This is a genomic window from Streptomyces sp. NPDC026092 (assembly GCF_040638605.1).
GTDB lineage: Bacteria > Actinomycetota > Actinomycetes > Streptomycetales > Streptomycetaceae > Streptomyces.
In genome coordinates this window covers 202,182-218,299 of the sequence record NZ_JBEZYN010000008.1, presented here as the reverse complement: position 1 = coordinate 218,299, position 16,118 = coordinate 202,182, and the positions used below count along the sequence as shown (strand labels likewise).

At 69.7% G+C, this 16,118-nt stretch carries 12 protein-coding genes; 7 read left to right on the top strand and 5 right to left on the bottom strand.

Annotation, left to right across the window (positions count from 1 at the left end; all coding sequences use genetic code 11):
• Positions 1–32 precede the first annotated feature (32 nt).
• The 6 genes from AB0F56_RS15985 to AB0F56_RS15960 all read left to right on the top strand — a co-directional run bounded on the left by AB0F56_RS15985 (position 33) and on the right by AB0F56_RS15960 (position 7,012).
• Complete coding sequence (locus AB0F56_RS15985) at positions 33–1,202, top strand: acyl-CoA dehydrogenase family protein (RefSeq protein WP_362009203.1); 1,170 nt, start codon at positions 33–35, stop codon at positions 1,200–1,202.
• A 53-nt stretch (positions 1,203–1,255) separates the two neighbouring features.
• Positions 1,256–2,428: an acyl-CoA dehydrogenase family protein gene (locus tag AB0F56_RS15980; protein ID WP_362009201.1), complete on the top strand. Its 1,173-nt coding sequence runs from the start codon at positions 1,256–1,258 to the stop codon at positions 2,426–2,428.
• A complete protein-coding gene (locus AB0F56_RS15975; RefSeq protein ID WP_362009199.1) occupies positions 2,425–3,315 on the top strand; it encodes a 3-hydroxybutyryl-CoA dehydrogenase in 891 nt (296 codons plus the stop codon). The genes AB0F56_RS15980 and AB0F56_RS15975 overlap by 4 nt, the downstream gene beginning before the upstream one ends.
• Before the next feature lie 43 nt (positions 3,316–3,358).
• Complete coding sequence (locus AB0F56_RS15970; RefSeq protein ID WP_362009197.1) at positions 3,359–3,991, top strand: TetR/AcrR family transcriptional regulator; 633 nt, start codon at positions 3,359–3,361, stop codon at positions 3,989–3,991.
• 682 nt (positions 3,992–4,673) lie between these two features.
• Entirely contained in the window at positions 4,674–4,994 is a 321-nt protein-coding gene (locus AB0F56_RS15965; protein WP_362009194.1) for a hypothetical protein, read from the top strand.
• A 191-nt stretch (positions 4,995–5,185) separates the two neighbouring features.
• Entirely contained in the window at positions 5,186–7,012 is a 1,827-nt protein-coding gene (locus AB0F56_RS15960; RefSeq protein ID WP_362009191.1) for an FG-GAP-like repeat-containing protein, read from the top strand.
• A 358-nt stretch (positions 7,013–7,370) separates the two neighbouring features.
• On the opposite strand, the gene AB0F56_RS15955 is transcribed toward AB0F56_RS15960, so the two are convergent.
• The gene (locus AB0F56_RS15955; RefSeq protein WP_362009188.1) at positions 7,371–8,693 is read right to left on the bottom strand and encodes a DUF2254 domain-containing protein; all 1,323 of its coding nucleotides are present in this window, start codon (positions 8,691–8,693) and stop codon (positions 7,371–7,373) included.
• A gap of 257 nt (positions 8,694–8,950) precedes the next feature.
• Between AB0F56_RS15955 and AB0F56_RS15950 the strand changes: the two genes are divergently transcribed.
• Positions 8,951–10,804 carry a glycoside hydrolase family 15 protein gene (locus AB0F56_RS15950; RefSeq protein WP_362009185.1) on the top strand — a complete coding sequence of 618 codons (1,854 nt, stop codon included), beginning with the start codon at positions 8,951–8,953 and terminating at the stop codon, positions 10,802–10,804.
• Between the two features lie 12 nt (positions 10,805–10,816).
• Here the strand turns inward: AB0F56_RS15950 and AB0F56_RS15945 are convergent, their stop codons facing one another.
• Genes AB0F56_RS15945 through AB0F56_RS15930 form a run of 4 tightly spaced genes read right to left on the bottom strand, consistent with a single transcriptional unit; the run spans position 10,817 to position 16,062 of the window.
• On the bottom strand, positions 10,817–12,592 hold the full coding sequence (locus tag AB0F56_RS15945; RefSeq protein ID WP_362009182.1) for a cation:proton antiporter: 1,776 nt from the start codon (positions 12,590–12,592) through the stop codon (positions 10,817–10,819).
• 60 nt (positions 12,593–12,652) lie between these two features.
• Positions 12,653–13,711: a cytochrome d ubiquinol oxidase subunit II gene (locus AB0F56_RS15940; RefSeq protein WP_362009179.1), complete on the bottom strand. Its 1,059-nt coding sequence runs from the start codon at positions 13,709–13,711 to the stop codon at positions 12,653–12,655.
• Complete coding sequence (locus tag AB0F56_RS15935) at positions 13,708–15,180, bottom strand: cytochrome ubiquinol oxidase subunit I (protein ID WP_362009176.1); 1,473 nt, start codon at positions 15,178–15,180, stop codon at positions 13,708–13,710. Before AB0F56_RS15935 ends, AB0F56_RS15940 begins: the two co-directional genes overlap by 4 nt.
• 42 nt (positions 15,181–15,222) lie before the next feature.
• A complete protein-coding gene (locus AB0F56_RS15930; RefSeq protein ID WP_362009174.1) occupies positions 15,223–16,062 on the bottom strand; it encodes an SDR family oxidoreductase in 840 nt (279 codons plus the stop codon).
• Positions 16,063–16,118: the final 56 nt, after the last annotated feature.

Sequence of the window (16,118 nt, the reverse complement as noted above, 5' to 3'; positions counted from 1 at the left end):
ACACCCCTCTCGCCCTGGAGGAGACCCACACCATGGACTTCCGCTACACCCCCGAGCAGACCGAGCTCAAGGCGCGCGCCGCGGCCTACACGCGGCTCCTGATGCGGTACGAGGAGCAGTCCGAGGAAGCGGGCGGCCCGCTGCCCGCCGACACCGTGCGGGAGCTGACCCGGGCCGCGATCGAAGCCGGCGTCTACGCCATCAACATGCCCGCCGAGTGGGGCGGCGCAGGACTCTCCCTGCTGGACCAGGTGATCATCGAGGAGGAGTTCGGCAAGGTCACCAACTGCCTGTGGGACATTCCCTGGCGGCCCGCCAACGTCCTCGTCTACGGCACCGAGGCACAACGCGAGAAGTATCTGCTGCCGGTGATTCGCGGCGAGCGCTTCGACGCCTTCGCCGTCACCGAGCCCGGGGCCGGATCCGACCCCGGATCGGGCACGAGCACCGCGACCCGCACGGCGGGCGGCTGGCTTCTGAACGGCGAGAAGTGGTTCGTCACCTGCGGCGACATCGCCGACTTCCTGCTGGTGCAGGCCGATGCCGGGCCGGACCGCGCGGCGACGCTGTTCTTCGTCGACAAGCAGGCCCCCGGTGTCGAGATGACGCGGGTCCCCCGTTTCATGCACTCAGCGGTGAACGGGCACCCCGAGTTCCGGTTCACCGACGTCTTCGTACCCGACGAGGACGTGCTCGGCGGCGTCGGCAACGGCTACGAGCTGACGAAGGAGTGGTTCACCGACGAGCGGCTGATGATCGCCGCCCGGACCGTCGGCGCCGCCGAGAGGGCCTTGGAACTGGCCCGTGACTGGGCCGTCGGACGCCGTCAGTTCGGCTCCCGTATCGCCGATTTCCAGCTGATCCAGGGGATGCTCGCCGACTGCGCCGTCGACATCGCCGTCAACCGCGCCTACACCCACCAGATCGCCTGGGAGGCCGACCAGCCTCAGACCGACCGCAAGACCCTGCACGCCAAGGCCTCCACGGCGAAGCTCGCGGCGAGCGAGGCCGCCGGTCGGGTGGTCGACCGGTGCCTGCAGATCTTCGGCGGGCGCGGTTACGACCGCTCGTACCCGGTCGAGCGCATGTACCGAGAGCTGCGCGTCGACCGGATCTGGGAAGGCACATCGGAGATCCAACGGCTGATCATCGCCAACGAGCTGATCAAGCGCGGCACAGGGGCGCTGGCCCTGCCGCGCTGAGCCCACGGCCCTGCCCCGGCACCCACACCCACCACCGAGAGGACAAGCACCCCATGGACTTCCGTCTCACCGCACGCCAGCAGGAGCTCAAGGAATCGGCGCGTGACCTCACCGACTTCATCATGAAGTACGAGCTCGACTGCGAGGAGAACAACGGTCTGCCGCCACAGGCCCACGCCGAGATCCGCGACGCCGTCCTCGACAGCGGCCTCCAGGCCGTCAACATGCCGGCCGAGTGGGGCGGTGCCGGACTCACCGTTCCTGAGCAGGTCGTCGTCCAGGAGGAACTGGGCCGGCTCACCGGCGCACTGTGGGACATGGTGTGGCGGCCCGCCAACGCCCTCTCGCACTGCACGCCCGAACAGCGCGAGCGGTACCTCGTGCCCGTGATCCGCGGGCGCCGGCGCGACTGCTACGCGGTCAGCGAGCCCGAAGCCGGCTCCGACCCGCAGAACCTGCACACCACCGCGACCCGGACCGCCGACGGCTGGGTGCTGAACGGCGAGAAGTGGTTCGTCACCGTGGGCGACCACGCCGACTTCATGATTGTGCTTGCTGCTGCGGGGGAGGAGCGGGCGCCGACGCTGTTCCTCGTGGACAAGGACACCCCGGGCATCGAGATGACCCGGGTGCCCCGCTGGATGCACACCTTCGTCTACGAGCACCCCGAGTTCACCTTCACCGACGTACGCCTGCCTGAGGACGCGGTGCTCGGCGGCGTCGGCAACGGCTACGACCTCACCCGCTCCTGGTTCTCCGAGGAGCGGCTGATGATCGCCGCCCGCACGATCGGGGCGGCCGAGCGGGCCCTGGAGCTCGCCCGTGACTGGGCCGTCGGACGCCGTCAGTTCGGCTCCCGTATCGCCGACTTCCAGCTGATCCAGGGGATGCTCGCCGACTCGGCCGTCGACATCGCCGTGAACCGCGCGTACACCCACCAGGTCGCCTGGGAGGTCGGCGAGGGGCGAACCGACCGCAAGACCCTGCACGCGAAGGCCGCGATCGCCAAGCTCGCGGCGAGCGAGGCGTCCGGTCGGGTGGTCGACCGGTGCCTGCAGATCTTCGGCGGGCGCGGCTACGACCGCTCGTACCCCGTCGAGCGTCTCTACCGAGAGCTGCGCGTCGACCGGATCTGGGAGGGCACCTCCGAGATCCAGCGACTCATCGTCGCGGGCGAACTCGTCAAGCGCGGGACGGGTGTCCTGCAGCTGCCGGCGACCCCGTGAGCGACCTCGCCCGGGTGGGGATCGTGGGCTGCGGGCTCATGGGCTCCGGCATCGCCGAGGTCTGCGCCCGCGCCGGACGCGACGTCGTGGTGGTGGAGAGCGGACCGGCGGCCGCGGAAGCCGGACTGCGGCGGATCACCCGCTCGCTGGAACGGGCTGAGGCGGCCGGCCGGCTGGCCGTGGCCGAGCGTCGGGCCGCGGCCGGCCGGATCGCGGTGACCACCGACATGGCGCGGCTCGCCGACCGCGATCTGGTCGTCGAGGCGGTGGCGGAGGACGAGCGGGCGAAGACCGAGGTCTTTGCCCGGCTCGACGCCGTCGTGGAGCGCCGGGACGCCGTCCTGGCGACCAACACCTCGTCCCTGCCCGTCATCAGGCTGGCGGCCGCCACCTCGCGGCCGTCCCAGGTCATCGGTCTGCACTTCTTCAACCCGGTGCCGCGGCTCCCGCTGGTGGAACTGGTGCCCTCGCTGCTCACCGGCGAGGACACCGTCCGGCGCGCGGGCGCCTTCGCCGCCGAGGTCCTCGGCAAAGAGGTGGTGCACGCCCGGGACCGGGCAGGGTTCGTCGTCAACGCCCTGCTCGTGCCGTACCTGCTGGCAGCGGTGCGGATGGCCGAGTCCGGTACGGCGTCGGCCGAGGACATCGACCGGGCCATGACCTTGGGCTGCGCCCATCCACTCGGCCCGCTCGCCCTGGCCGACCTGATCGGTCTGGACACGGTGCAGGCCATCGCCCGGTCGATGTACGCGGAGTACCGCGAGCCGCTGTACGCCCCGCCGCCGCTGCTGGCTCGGATGGTGGAAGCGGGGCGGCTCGGTCGGAAGTCAGGTCGGGGCTTCCACCCGTACCCGGGGCGCCGGTCGGGGCAGGATGGGCAGGGATGATGGTCCGGGACGTGGACCGAGACCGAAAGCGGGAGTTGCCAACGTGACCAAGGCCGAGCGCGCACTCGAGACACGGGAGCGGATCCTCAAGGCCGCGTGCGAGGTGATCGCGGACATCGGGTTCGAGAACGTCAGCATGCGCAAGGTCGCCGAGCACGCGGGGGTGTCGAAGGCGCTGCTCCACTACCACTTCGACACCCGCGAGAAGCTCTTCACCGAGGCGATGACGCATTCGTTCGCACAGACCGGCACGGACCTTGACGGCGGGGAGGCCGACGTGCCGGCCGGCGTCCTGCTCGCGCGCATCGTGCGCACCATGCTGCCCACCGACGAGGAGCTGCGCCAGGACTGGAAACTGTGGCAGGAACTGTGGGTGCGCGCACAGCGCGACGACGCAGCCCGGCACCTCGCCGTCGACCTGTACGACCAGCTCCATGCCTGGGTCGGCGGCGCCGTGGAACGCGGCGTCGCGTCGGGCGAGTTCGCCCCCTGCGATGTCGCCGCGATCAGCACTCTGATCCTGGCGCTCTGTGACGGCCTGGGCATTCGCGTGATGCTCACCGACCCACATGTCGACCTACCCACGGCCCAGTCGACGATCTGGTCGGCCATCGCCCCGTCACTGGGCATCTCTCCCGTCTTCCCCGAGGCCCGGGCGCTCCAAGAAGGCGCCTGACCCGGGAAAACCCCGGGTCAGGCGCCTTCTTCCGTTCCGCTAGAAGAAGCCGAGCTTCTTCGGCGAGTAGCTCACCAGCAGGTTCTTCGAGTGCTGGTGGTACAGCAGCTGCATCCACGCTGATCAGGGGAAAAGGAAGCTGGTGCGGCGCCTCGACGGGGGCTGGTCCGGAATTGGTCCGGATCTTGGTCCTACTGGTCCCTTGCGGAGAGGCTGGCGTGGGATGGGAAGTTCTGGGAGTGATCCATCTACTGCACGTCTGCTGCGTTCGCCAGCTGGGCCCGTGGCTGTGGTCGTCTTACCGCCAAGGTGCCTGGGCGCGCTGTGCCTGTTGTTGTGCGGAGGCGGCGTCTGCGCGTGCCAGGGACAGGAAGTGGGGGAGCCGCTCGGCTGCTTGGGTGTTCCACCAGCAGGCTTCTTGGTACACGGCGGGCGAGTCGTGCCATTCGGGTGGTACTGAGGGGCCTCGAAGGTTCCCCCGTTGGCGATTGCCAGGGCCACGTCGTGCGCGAACTCGCCCTTGCCGATGATCTTTTGTGCCTACGGAGCTTGAGGTAAAGCCCCAGGGACCGCCGCGATCGTTATCGAGGATCTCCTGCCACTTCTTCTCGCCCACCTGCGCCAACACCACGCCGCGTACACGAAGAACGGCTACACACGAATCCTCATCCCACCGGCCGACGTGCGCCTGGACTTCGACGAGGACCAGCCCCTGACCGCAGTGACGCACCAAGAGCTGTTCCAGGCGTTCATCGGCGCAGCACCCACCACCTCGCAGTCACCTGCTCGGCGGCGGCCCGTCGGATGGACGGTGACCGGCCAGGGCGTGCGGCTGCACGTCCGGCCGACGGGCGAAGTCCTCGACCGGGCGGCGGTGGTTGAGCTGCAGGCGGCGCTGAGCGCATGGCTGCACGTCACGAAGGACGCCGGACAGCCCGTCCCGCAAGGCGACGGCCCCACCCCACGCCCGGGACGGCCGGCTGACGGGCATGTCCGTACGTGAGAACCGCGAACGAGACGTCCGGGGGGAAGAACCGTCACCACCGTGCTGGACCTGCTGTAAGGGAGTTCTTGGTGCGTGGGTCACGGACGCCGCGGACGCCGCGGCGGGGGCCGGGCGGCGCGAACGTAGCATGTACGACGTCATCGGAGGGGGCGCTCGGTCCCCGCACACGGAAGGGGGGCCGGGAGATCATGGCGCTCGGCATCGGAAGACGGGCCGAAAGACGAGGGTGGGCGGCCGGCGGGCTGCTCGGCGTGGGAGCGGTCGCGGTCTCCCTGCTCACCGCGCCGCAGACGGTCGCGGACGAGGCGCCCGTGCCCCCGAAGACCGAGCTGCGGGTCATCTCCTGGAACATCTGTGGAGAGGCGGGCGGCGCCCGCGGAACGGAGGGCTACTGCGCCCGCCGCAACGAGCCCGCGGCGAAGTCGAAGGCGATCGCCTCGCTGACCCGCCAGCACCAGGCGGACGTGCTCCTGCTCCAGGAGGCGTGCGGCTACGGGGACGGTACGGTCTCCGGCGACCAGAGCCGCAGCCACCTGGCCACGCTCGAGTCCGAACTCGGCCCTGAGGGCTGGTACTTCACCTTCGCCAAAGGCAACCGCGAGGGCGAGGACGAGAATGTGGCCGGCAACGGCCGCTGCCGTGGCTCCGACTTCGGCGGCGACCTCGGCGTGATCCTCGGGGTCAAGGGCACCCTGAAGGACACCCAGCGGTTCGACACCCTGCCGGATGTACCCCGCAAGCTGTCCGCCGTCTGCGGCCGCCTCGAAGGCTGGCCCGACAAGTTGTGCAGCACCCACCTGCTCCCCGGCGGGGGCACCGCGATCGAGACGGCCCGCGAAGGCCAGGCCAAGGAGATCGTGAAGCAGCTGAACGCGGACCTGCCCGCCGGGGTCGTCGTTGCGGGTGACCTCAACGCGGCGGAGACCTCAGCGAGCCTGAAGCCCTTCTTCGACGCCGGTCTGTACCGCTCCGCGAGCACCGAGTACACCCGGCAGGGCTGGGCGCCCGGCGTGGCCGCCCCGGCCCCGTCGACCAGCCGGATCGACCACGTCTTCACCTCGAAGAGGAATCGTTTCACCTCCATCGAGGTCGCTCACGACTTGATGGACCGGACTAAGAACGTCCCCAACAGCCAGCCGAACGGCTGGTCCGACCACGCCCCGGTGATCGCCACTCTCGCCCCCGCCTACGGCGACCTCACCGGCGACACCCGCCCCGACCTTCTTGCTGTCGAGAAGGCGGGCGGGCTACGCCTCTACCCGGGCGACGGAACCGGCGACCACACCGCCCCGAACACCGCCTTCGGCGCGGGCACCGACTGGACCGGTGCCTCCGTCACCCACCGCGGGGACTGGACCGGCGATGGCCGCGAGGACGTGGTGGCCCGCGTCGGCACGGAGCTGCGCCTGTACCCGAACAAGGGAGGCAGTGCCCTGGACACCTCCAGGCTCCTCACGGCGACCCCGCTGGCGGCCGACGCCACGGTCACCGGGGTCGGTGACATCACTGGCGACGGCTACCCCGACCTGGTGGTCAATCAGGGCGACAAGCTCTACCGGTACGACGGCGTGCCCGGCAACGCCCCGTCCGTGAAGGCCCCCCTCGTGATCGGCGAGCAGAGCTGGACCCCCATGGAGGTCTCGGCCGCCGGGGACGCCGACCAGGACGGCTTCCCGGACTTCTTCGCCCGCAACAAGGTCACCAACGAGCTGTTTCTCTACCGTGGCAACGATGGCCGCAAGGACGCGTCCGGCGTGGTGATCAGTCCGCTCGGCCGGTTCGACGAGCGCATCACATACGGCACCGGGTACGGCACGGCCAACCGGCCGCTACTCGCGGGCGCCCACGACGCGAACGGCGACGGCACCGCCGACCTGTGGGCCACGGCCGTGGACTCCTCGGGCACGTACAACCTGCTCTTCTACGCGGGCGGTGTCAGCGGCGGCAAGCCGGTGGACGGTCCCGCCACGGTGGTCGGCGCGGGCGGCTGGTCCATCTTCAGCTCCCTGAGCTGACCGATCGGAACCGCTGACCGGAGCCCCGGCCCGCACGGGGCGGGGCTCCGGTGCGTCCGGGACGGCGTCGGTCGTCCAAGTGCTCCGCGCCCTACTGAACGACCGGGACGGGGTGGGCGACGAAGCGACGTGAACGCACCGGTCCCCAGGCCCTGGACCGGGGCTGCGGCCTCGCCAGCGAGGATGGCGACAGCGAACCGTGCGGCGACGGAGTAATTTCCAGACAGGAGCCAGGCTTGGCGTGCTAGAAGAACCCCAGCGCTTTCGGGGAATAGCTACAAAAGATGTTCTTCGTCTGCTGGTGGTACAGCATCAGCATGCGCCTGGCCGGCGGAAACGGTCGCCGCCAGGCCTGAAGTCAGCCAGGTGGTCCGGGAGTGGCCCGGACTCCGGTCGGGTCAGGGTATTGCCCGCCGATGCCCTGGTGATCGGCCTGCTCAGCGATGGCCCGGCGGGCCGGGTCGGTGAACTCGCGCTCGACCGCCTCCTGCAGGAGGCGCAACTGCGTGCGCACGGCAGCGTGCTGCGGTGGGGGCAGGGCGTCGAGCAGGCCGTCGAGCATGGCCCGGAGCCTCCGGCAGATCTGCACGGACGAACCTCCGTAGTCGCGGATCTCGCAGACGGCGAGCTCGAGGTAGTTGTCCCAGTCCCGGCCCGGGAGCACAAGCCGCGCGTCCCCGTCGCGGTCGGCCAGGACGTAACGTCCGGGGAGCTGCGTGTTGCCGACCGTGTGCAGGAACCACTCGATGTAGTTGATGACCTGCACCGCGGTCGTGGGGTCGTTCACCGCGGGCGAGAGGGCCCTGATCGCGATGTCGACGAGGACCCGGAGTGCGAAGGCGGGATCCTGTTCGATCGTGCGCTCGGCCCCGAGGGCGACAAGACCGTTCACCCGCTCCGGGTCGGGCCTGGACGTGCCCCCACGGACCTCCACCAGCACCGTGCCGGGCGGAACGAAGTCCCCGATCAGCCGGGTCACGACGAAGACGCACTCGTGGCGGGCCGCCTCCGCGATCAGACCGGGAACGTCGAAGGCCTGAATGGCTCCGCCGCGCACGGTACGGACCTGCAGCACCGAACCGTCGGACGGGACGGCTCCGGCTCCGCGGGGCGCGGCGCCCCGGATCGCCGCGGCGCCGTCGGTGAAGACGGTCTCTCCCATGCGCGCGACCAACTCTGCGATGGCCACCGGTCGGAGGCTGTGGGTGAACCGGTTGAGGTAGACGAGCAGGAGTACCAGGCTCACGGCCACCGCCGCGCCGGCCAGGGTGACCCCGAGGTCGGGGACCGACGCGGATTCGACGCTGCGCAGCAGGGAGAAGGCGAACGCGAACGTCCCGGTGAAGGTCGCCAGAACCGCCTTCTGCAGCCGGTCCCGATACCACAGGCGCATGTACCTGGGGGAGAGGGTTCCCGTGGCCTGCTGCACCACCAGCACGCCGATCGTGACGACGAACCCGAGCAGCGCCACCATCGCGCCCACGATGGCGGCGAGCACGCCGCTCGCGGTCGTGGCGGAATAGTGCCAGCCGCTGGGCGGCCACTCCGCGCTGTCGGCGGCCAGGGCGGCCTCGGCGAGAAGAGCGCCGAGAACGAGACCGATCATCGGCACTATCCACAGACTGGCCTTGACGTACTGCCGCAACCTGAACCTGTCCGCCCAGGACGTCATGACGCCCATGCCACGCCCCCTTCGCGGGAGGAGTCAGGTGCCCATGCGGCACGACGAGACGGCGGGTCCCTCGAAGGGTTCCCCTCCACCTCACGGTAGGGCGATTCTCGGCCCTGTGCCCAGCGGCAGCGCCGTCACTCCGCGTCACTCTCTCGCCAGGACGGAGCGTCACCGTCGGCCTAAGCTGATCGGGTGCCGTCCGGTCCACCTCAACCCCGGCGCGCAGGTGCTCCGGATGTGGTCGACCGGGCTGAAAGGGGCCCGCGATGGAGGACTATCCCCTGATCGAGGACCATGGTCTGATCGGTGATCTGCAGACCGCTGCGCTCGTGACGACCGATGCGACGATCGACTGGTTCTGTTGCCCTCAGTTCGATTCGCCCAGTGTCTTCGGCGCTCTGCTCGACCGGCGGAAGGGCGGCCACTTCACCGTGCGGCCGGTTGCCGACACGTACACGACCAAACAGCTCTACCACCCGGACACGGCCGTTCTGGTGACGCGCTTCATGACGGAGGCCGGGGCGGGGGAGGTCGTGGACTTCATGCCGGTGACCGGAGCCACCGCGACGGACCGGCACCGAATCGTCCGCCTGCTCCGCTGCGTGCGCGGCAGCATGACGTTCGAAGGGGAGATCGCTCCACGCTTCGACTACGGCCGCAAGCCGCACGAACTCCACATGTCCGAGCACGGCGCCCTGTTCACCTCGGAAGACCTGGACCTGGCCGTCCACGCCGTCCGTGAGCCGCAGGACGAGCGACTGATGAGCATCCTCCCGGGAGGAAACAACGACGACCTGCACTTCTCCTTGAGCCTGCGGGCGGGGGAGCAGCGTGGCCTGGTCATGGAATCCGCCCCCGGCGGGCCTCCGCACGAGGTCCGCCTGGAGGCGTTCGAGCGCCTCTTCCACGAGACGGTCCGCTACTGGCGTTCCTGGCTGGGTCAGTCCACCTACTCCGGCCGTTGGCGCGAGGCGGTGGAACGCTCGGCCGTGACGCTGAAGTTGATGACCTACGCGCCGACCGGCGCCCTGGTCGCCGCGCCCACGGCGGGGCTTCCCGAGCAACTGGGCGGCGAGCGGAACTGGGACTACCGGTTCACCTGGATCCGTGACGCCTCCTTCTCGGTGTACGCCCTGCTCGGCCTGGGGTTCAAGGAAGAGGCGTCCGCGTTCATCAACTGGCTGCACGACCGGGTGAAGCAGGAGGCCGGTCAGGAGAACGGTTCGGGGCCGCTGAACATCATGTACCGGGTCGACGGCTCCGCCGACCTGGTCGAGGAGACCCTCGACCACTGGGAGGGATACCGCGGCTCCGCCCCGGTCCGCATCGGCAACGGAGCGGCGACCCAGCTTCAGCTGGACATCTACGGCGAGGCGCTCGACAGCATCTATTTCGCGCACGAGCACGGCATGCATCTCGACCACGGTGGCTGGAAGGCCCTGCACACCCTGCTCGACTGGCTGGTCGACCACTGGGATCAGCCCGGTGAAGGGCTCTGGGAGACGCGCGGAGGCCGGAAGGACTTCACTTACGGTCGTGTGATGTCCTGGGTGGCCTTCGACCGCGCCCTGCGGATCGCCAACGACGACGGCCGTCCCGCGGCCGGCGGTCGCTGGGTCGACGCACGGGACGAGATCTACGCACAGGTGTACGACCGTGGCTGGGATCCGGGGAAGTCGGCCTTCGTGCAGCATTACGGAGACGACGTGCTCGACTCGTCCCTGCTGCGCATGCCGACGGTCGGCTTCATCACGCCGGACGATCCCATGTGGAAGTCCACTCTGGACGCCATGGAGCGTGAGCTGGTGAGCGACAGCCTCGTCTACCGCTACAACCCCGAGGCGTCGCCCGACGGGCTGCGCGGCTCCGAGGGAACCTTCTCCCTGTGCACGTTCATGTACGTCGACGCCCTGGCCCGGGCCGGACGCACTGACATGGCCAGGCTGGTGCTGGAGAAGATGCTCACGTACGCCAACCACCTGGGCCTGTACTCCGAGGAGATCGACCTGACGGGACGGCAGTTGGGCAACTTTCCCCAGGCCTTCACCCATCTGGCACTGATCGACGCCGCGATCACCCTGGACTCGATGCTTCAGGACACGCGGCGCGCCGGACCGTAGACCGCGAGAGTCTCAGCGCGATGCGGTGGACGGCGCGGGGCCGAGGAGGACGACGGTGTCACCGTCCTGCGGCACGCTCTGCTGTCTCTCCGTGACGGGGTCCAGCCGGTGGTCCGCCCGCACGACGAAGAGCGTGTCGTACTCCGGCCGCAGTGGGTCGGTGGCCGGCTGCACCGTGAACCGTGCTCCCCGCTCGTAACGCTCCGCGAGGACGTGCCGGACCAGGGAGTGGCCGAACAGGATGTCACCGCCGGTGTAGGGAGCGACCACGCCGTGGCTGTCGTGCGGCGGCCCCACGCGGTAGACGGGGCCCTCGACGTTGTCCTGCATCACGATCGAGGCGAGCGCGTTGAAGTCGTCGTCATCGGTGGCCAGGAAGACGGCCGTCACGCCCTCCAGCCGAGCTCCGGGATTGATGGCGGTGGCCAGCAGATCGCCCTTGGCCAGCTCCAGGCCCGCCCGCTTGATTCTTTCCCTTTCCTCGTCGAGTCCCGCCCACATCAGCACGTCGAGGCCGGCGGTCCGCAGGGCCCTGCCCAGGTCGACCACCCACGGCTCGCCACCCACCAGGAGGACGCGGGTGCCCTCCGCCTTGACGACCCCCAGCCGTCTGGCCACCGGCGCCGCCGTCAGCGCATAGAGCAGAACGGTCGCCACGATCACCAGGAAGGTGACAGGCAGGACCTTCGCGGCCCCGGGCACGCCCCGTTCCACCAGGCCGGCGGAGAAGGCCGACGCCGTCGCCGCCGCGACGATGCCGCGTGGGTCCATCCATCCGACGAAGGCACGCTCGCCGCGTGAGAGGTCCGTGCGTGCCGCGGCGCCGAAGGCCACGATCGGGCGGACCACCAGGACGAGGATCGCGACCAGGCCGAGCGCGGGAAGCAGTACCGGCACCAGGGATGCCGGGGTGACGGTGGAGGAGATGGAGACGAACAGCAGTCCGATGATCAGCTGGACCAGGGTCTCCAGGAACGGGCGGCGCGCGGGCATGTCGAAGCCACGGATGTTGGAGACGGCGAGGCCGGCCACGATCGCGGCGATGAGCCCCGTGTCGTCCCGCACGATGTCACAGCCCGCCGATACGCCGATCACGATGGCGAGCTGTGCCAGTGTTCCGAGGGTCTCGCCGAGTCGCAGGGTGCGCAGGGTGAACCACAGGAGAGCGGTGCCCACGACCCCGCCGGCCAGCCCGACGGCGAGACTGATGGCGAACTGGCCCAGTTGGTAGCCCCGGCCGATGTCGATCTGATGCGACGAGGCGACCGCGTGGAAGGTGAGGGCGCCGAGGATGGCGCCGATCGGGTCGGTCAGCGTCCCTTCCCAGATCAGGATGCGCCGCACCCTGTCGCTCGGCCGTACGAAGTCGAGGATCGGTCCCACGACCGTGGGCCCGGAGACGACGAGGATCATGCCGAGCATCGCGGCCACGCGCAGGGGCATGTCGAACATCGCAGGTGCCACCGTCCCGGTGACGAGGAAGGTGAGCAGCACGCCGTACACGAGGAGCCTGCCCACGATCCCTCGGGTGTGGTGGGCGAGCTTGCGCAGGTCGAGTCCCAGACCGGCGTCGTAGAGGATCACCGCGACGGACAGCGACACCATGGCGGAGAAGTCCGGCCCCAGCAGTCTGTCCGGGTGGATGACGTCGGTCATCGCACCGGCGGCGAAACCGACGGGAAGCAGGATGATCAGGGCCGGGACGCGCAGCTTGCTCGCCAGGATCTGCGATCCGGTGGCGAGCACCACCGTCAGGGCGAGTCCGAGAAGGATCTCGTCGTCGGTCACAGCGGCTTCCTTCCTCGGAATCTGGGCGTGAGCAGCGTCCAGGACGAACGCGACGGGCGATCAGAGGTCGGGTGCCGTCCCGTCACCTGTGGTGCCGCTCTCTCTACGCAGGTCGGCGTCGGTGAGCTCCTCGAGCTCACCATGGGTGTCGAGCCAGTAGAGGAGGACTACGGCCGGCATGACGAGCACCAGGGCCACCAGGGTGACGATCGCCAGCCACGTCAGCGTGGCGGGTGAGCCCGCGGCGTCGGCCACGGTCAGCGAGGTGGGGAGCAGATAGGGGCGCTGGGCCATACCCCAGGCGATGACGGCCGACGCCACGACGCCGATCGCCGTGACCCGCAGCCACGCGCCCGGTGTACGCAGGAGCAGCCAGCCGGTCGCGAGGGCGGCCCCTCCGGCGACCGCCACGAAGAGCAGTCCCAGGCCGTGGGTGAGTCCGTGCCACACGTGCGGGGAGTCCTCGTGGGTGACGAAGCCGGTGACCACCGCCAGGACGGTCAACACTCCGAGACTGCTCAGCGCCCGCCGCCTGAAGTAGCCGATGAGTTCGGGGGCCTCGAACCGGCGGGCGTCACCGGTGAGGAACACCGCACCCAGGAATGCCGTGGTGGCGATCGCCACCAGCCCGAACACGAGGGAGGTGGGGTTGGCCCAGGCGTCGGCCGAGGCCGTGGTGCCGGGCGCCACACGCCCCGACGCGATGCCTCCGACGGCGGCTCCGAGGAAGAACGGCGTCACGAGCGAGGCCACGGCGAACACGGCACCGAACAGGCGTCGGCCGGCGAGCCGCCGGGTGGGCTTACGGAAGGCGAACGCGGCGCCACGCAGCACCATGCCCACCACGGCCAGGGCCAGCGGCAGCCACATCGCGGAGAACACGGCCTGGAAGAGGGTGGGGAAGCCGGTCCACATGATGACGAGGACGAAGATGAACCAGACGTTGTTGACCTCCCACACGGGAGCCATCGCGTGGTCGATGAGCCACCGGGGACGCCGGCCGCGCTCCGTCCCTCCGGCGGTCAGGTCCCAGAAGCCGGCTCCGTAGTCGGTGCCGCCGGCGCAGGTGTACGCGGTCACGGCGAGGAGCAGCACCACGGCGATGAGGTCGGCGGTCATGGGCGACCGTTCCCGGTGCGTGGGGATCCGCCCGCGGTGGCGGAGGCGTCCTGCGAGACCCGGGGACCGTAGGGGGTTTCGTCCTCGGGATCCTGCGCCCCACCACCCGCCGCACGCTGTTCGTCCGCGAGCCGCCAGCGCGTCCGCATCTTGAGCAGGACGCCGAGAAACGTGCCGAACAGGAACACGTACACCACCATGACCACACCGAGCATGATCCACAGGCTGGTGGAGCGGGTCGACGTCACAGCCTCGGCGACCCGCATGTTCTGGTACACGATCCAGGGCTGGCGTCCCACCTCGGTGGCGATCCAGCCGCACTCGACGGCCACCACGGAGGCCACGCCGGCACAGGCCGCCGATCGGTAGAACCACGCGGAGGCGGGCAGTCGGCGGTGCCGCAACCATACGAACCCGTACCAGAGCGCGAGCAGCACCAGCACGGATCCGATCAGGACCATGATGTCGAACGCCCAGTGGGCGATGGTCGCCTGTGTCGCGGTGGGGCGCTGGTTCGCCGGGACGGAGGTCAGCCCCACCACCTCGGTGTTCGGACTGAACCCGGCGAGCACCGAGTCGAGCAACGGGATCTTGATGCCGCCGGAGACGGTGCCGTCCTCGTTGAGGCGCCCGAAGAGGTACTCCGGCACCCGGGTGTCGGTCTTCCAGACGATCTCCAGGGCGGCGAACTTCACCGGCTGCTTGTGGAACACCGACCGGGCGATGGAGTCGCCGAGGACGAACTGCACCGGGGTGGCGACGGCGGCGATGGTGAACGGAACGGAGAAGCCGAGCCGGTGGTAGTGGTCCCGGCGGCCGCGCAGCCAGCCGACGGCGTAGACCCCGGCCACCATGAAGCCCGCGGTGATGATCATCGCCACGACGAAGTGCCAGTACTGCGGCCCGAACATCGGTGTGAAGATCGCCTTCCAGACGTTCACGTCGACCGGGTTGCCCCCGGCGTCGAGGGAGAAGCCCTGTGGCGTGTTCATCCAGGAGTTGGCGGCCAGGATGCCGAACGCTCCGAGCAGTGCGGCGAACGGCAGGGGCAGGCCGAGCAGGAAGTGCGTACGGGGCTTCAGCCGCCGCCATCCGTACAGGTAGATGGCGATGAGGACGGCCTCCAGGAAGAAGGCCCAGGCCTCGACGCCGAAGCCGATGCCGAAGACATCACCCCACCTGCCCATCAGGCCGGGCCAGAGCAGGCCGAACTCGAAGGAGAGCACCGTGCCGGTGACGATGCCGAGCGCGAACTGCACCGCCATGACGGCCGACCAGCGCCGTGCCAGGAGCAGTGCCGCGGCGTCCTTCCGGCGCAGCCCGCGGTAGTGCATGACCAGGGTGATGAAGGGGAAGGCGACGCCGAGGGGTACCAGGATGATGTGGGACGCCAGGGTGAAGGCCATGAGTTCCCGGGCGGGCAGGAGTTGGGCGGGGGCATCCGCCAGTAGATGGAGCGAGGTGGACATGCAAGCCTTCGCTGTTCGTGAACGTGACAGGCCGGGGGAGGGTCAGCCGCCGGTGGCGAATCCCGGGAAGAGGGTCATCCCGCCGTCGACGTACAGGGTGGTCCCCACCACGTAGTCCATGAGGTCGGAGGCGAGTGCGACGACGGCGTGGGCGATGTCCTCGGGGTCGCCGATCCGGTCGTACGGGATGAGCCTCAGGAGGTCCTCCCTGGCCTCGGGGGTCTCCCAGGCCTCCCGGTTGATCGGCGTCCTGATCGCGCCCGGGGCGACCGCGTTCACCCGGATCCTCTCCGGCGCGAGCTCCTGGGCCAGGGTCTGCATCATCATCTGCACCCCGCCCTTGGAGGAGGCGTAGTTGACGTGGCCCGCCCAGGGGATGATCTGGTGCACCGAACTCATGCAGATGATCTTCCCGGCGGCGCGGGACACCTCGGGGACCACGCCACGGCGCCGGAACTCCTTGGTCGCCTCCCGGGCGCACAGGAACTGACCGGTGAGGTTGACGTCGAGGACCTTCTGCCACTGGGCGAGCGTCATCTCGGTGACCCGGGCGTCCCGCTGCAGTCCCGCGTTGGCGACCAGGACGTCGATGGTCCCGAACTCCTGGACCATCCGGTCCATCATGGCCGTGACCTGGTCCTCCTGGGACACATCTGCCTCGTAGGCCGCTGCCCGCACCCCGAACGAGGCGATCTCCTCGACCACCTCCTCGGCAGCCTCACGGCCCGTCACGTAGTTCACGACCACATCCGCGCCCGCCCGGCCCAGGCCGATGGCCGTGGCCTTGCCGATGCCCGAATTGGCTCCGGTGACCAGCGCCTTCTGGCCCTGCAGCAATCGCGCCGGGATCACGCTCTGCGGGGCACCCGCTGTGGACTCCATGCCGTCCTGCCTCCTCGTTGCACGGTCGCGCCGAGCCCGGGGGCCGGGGTCGCCGG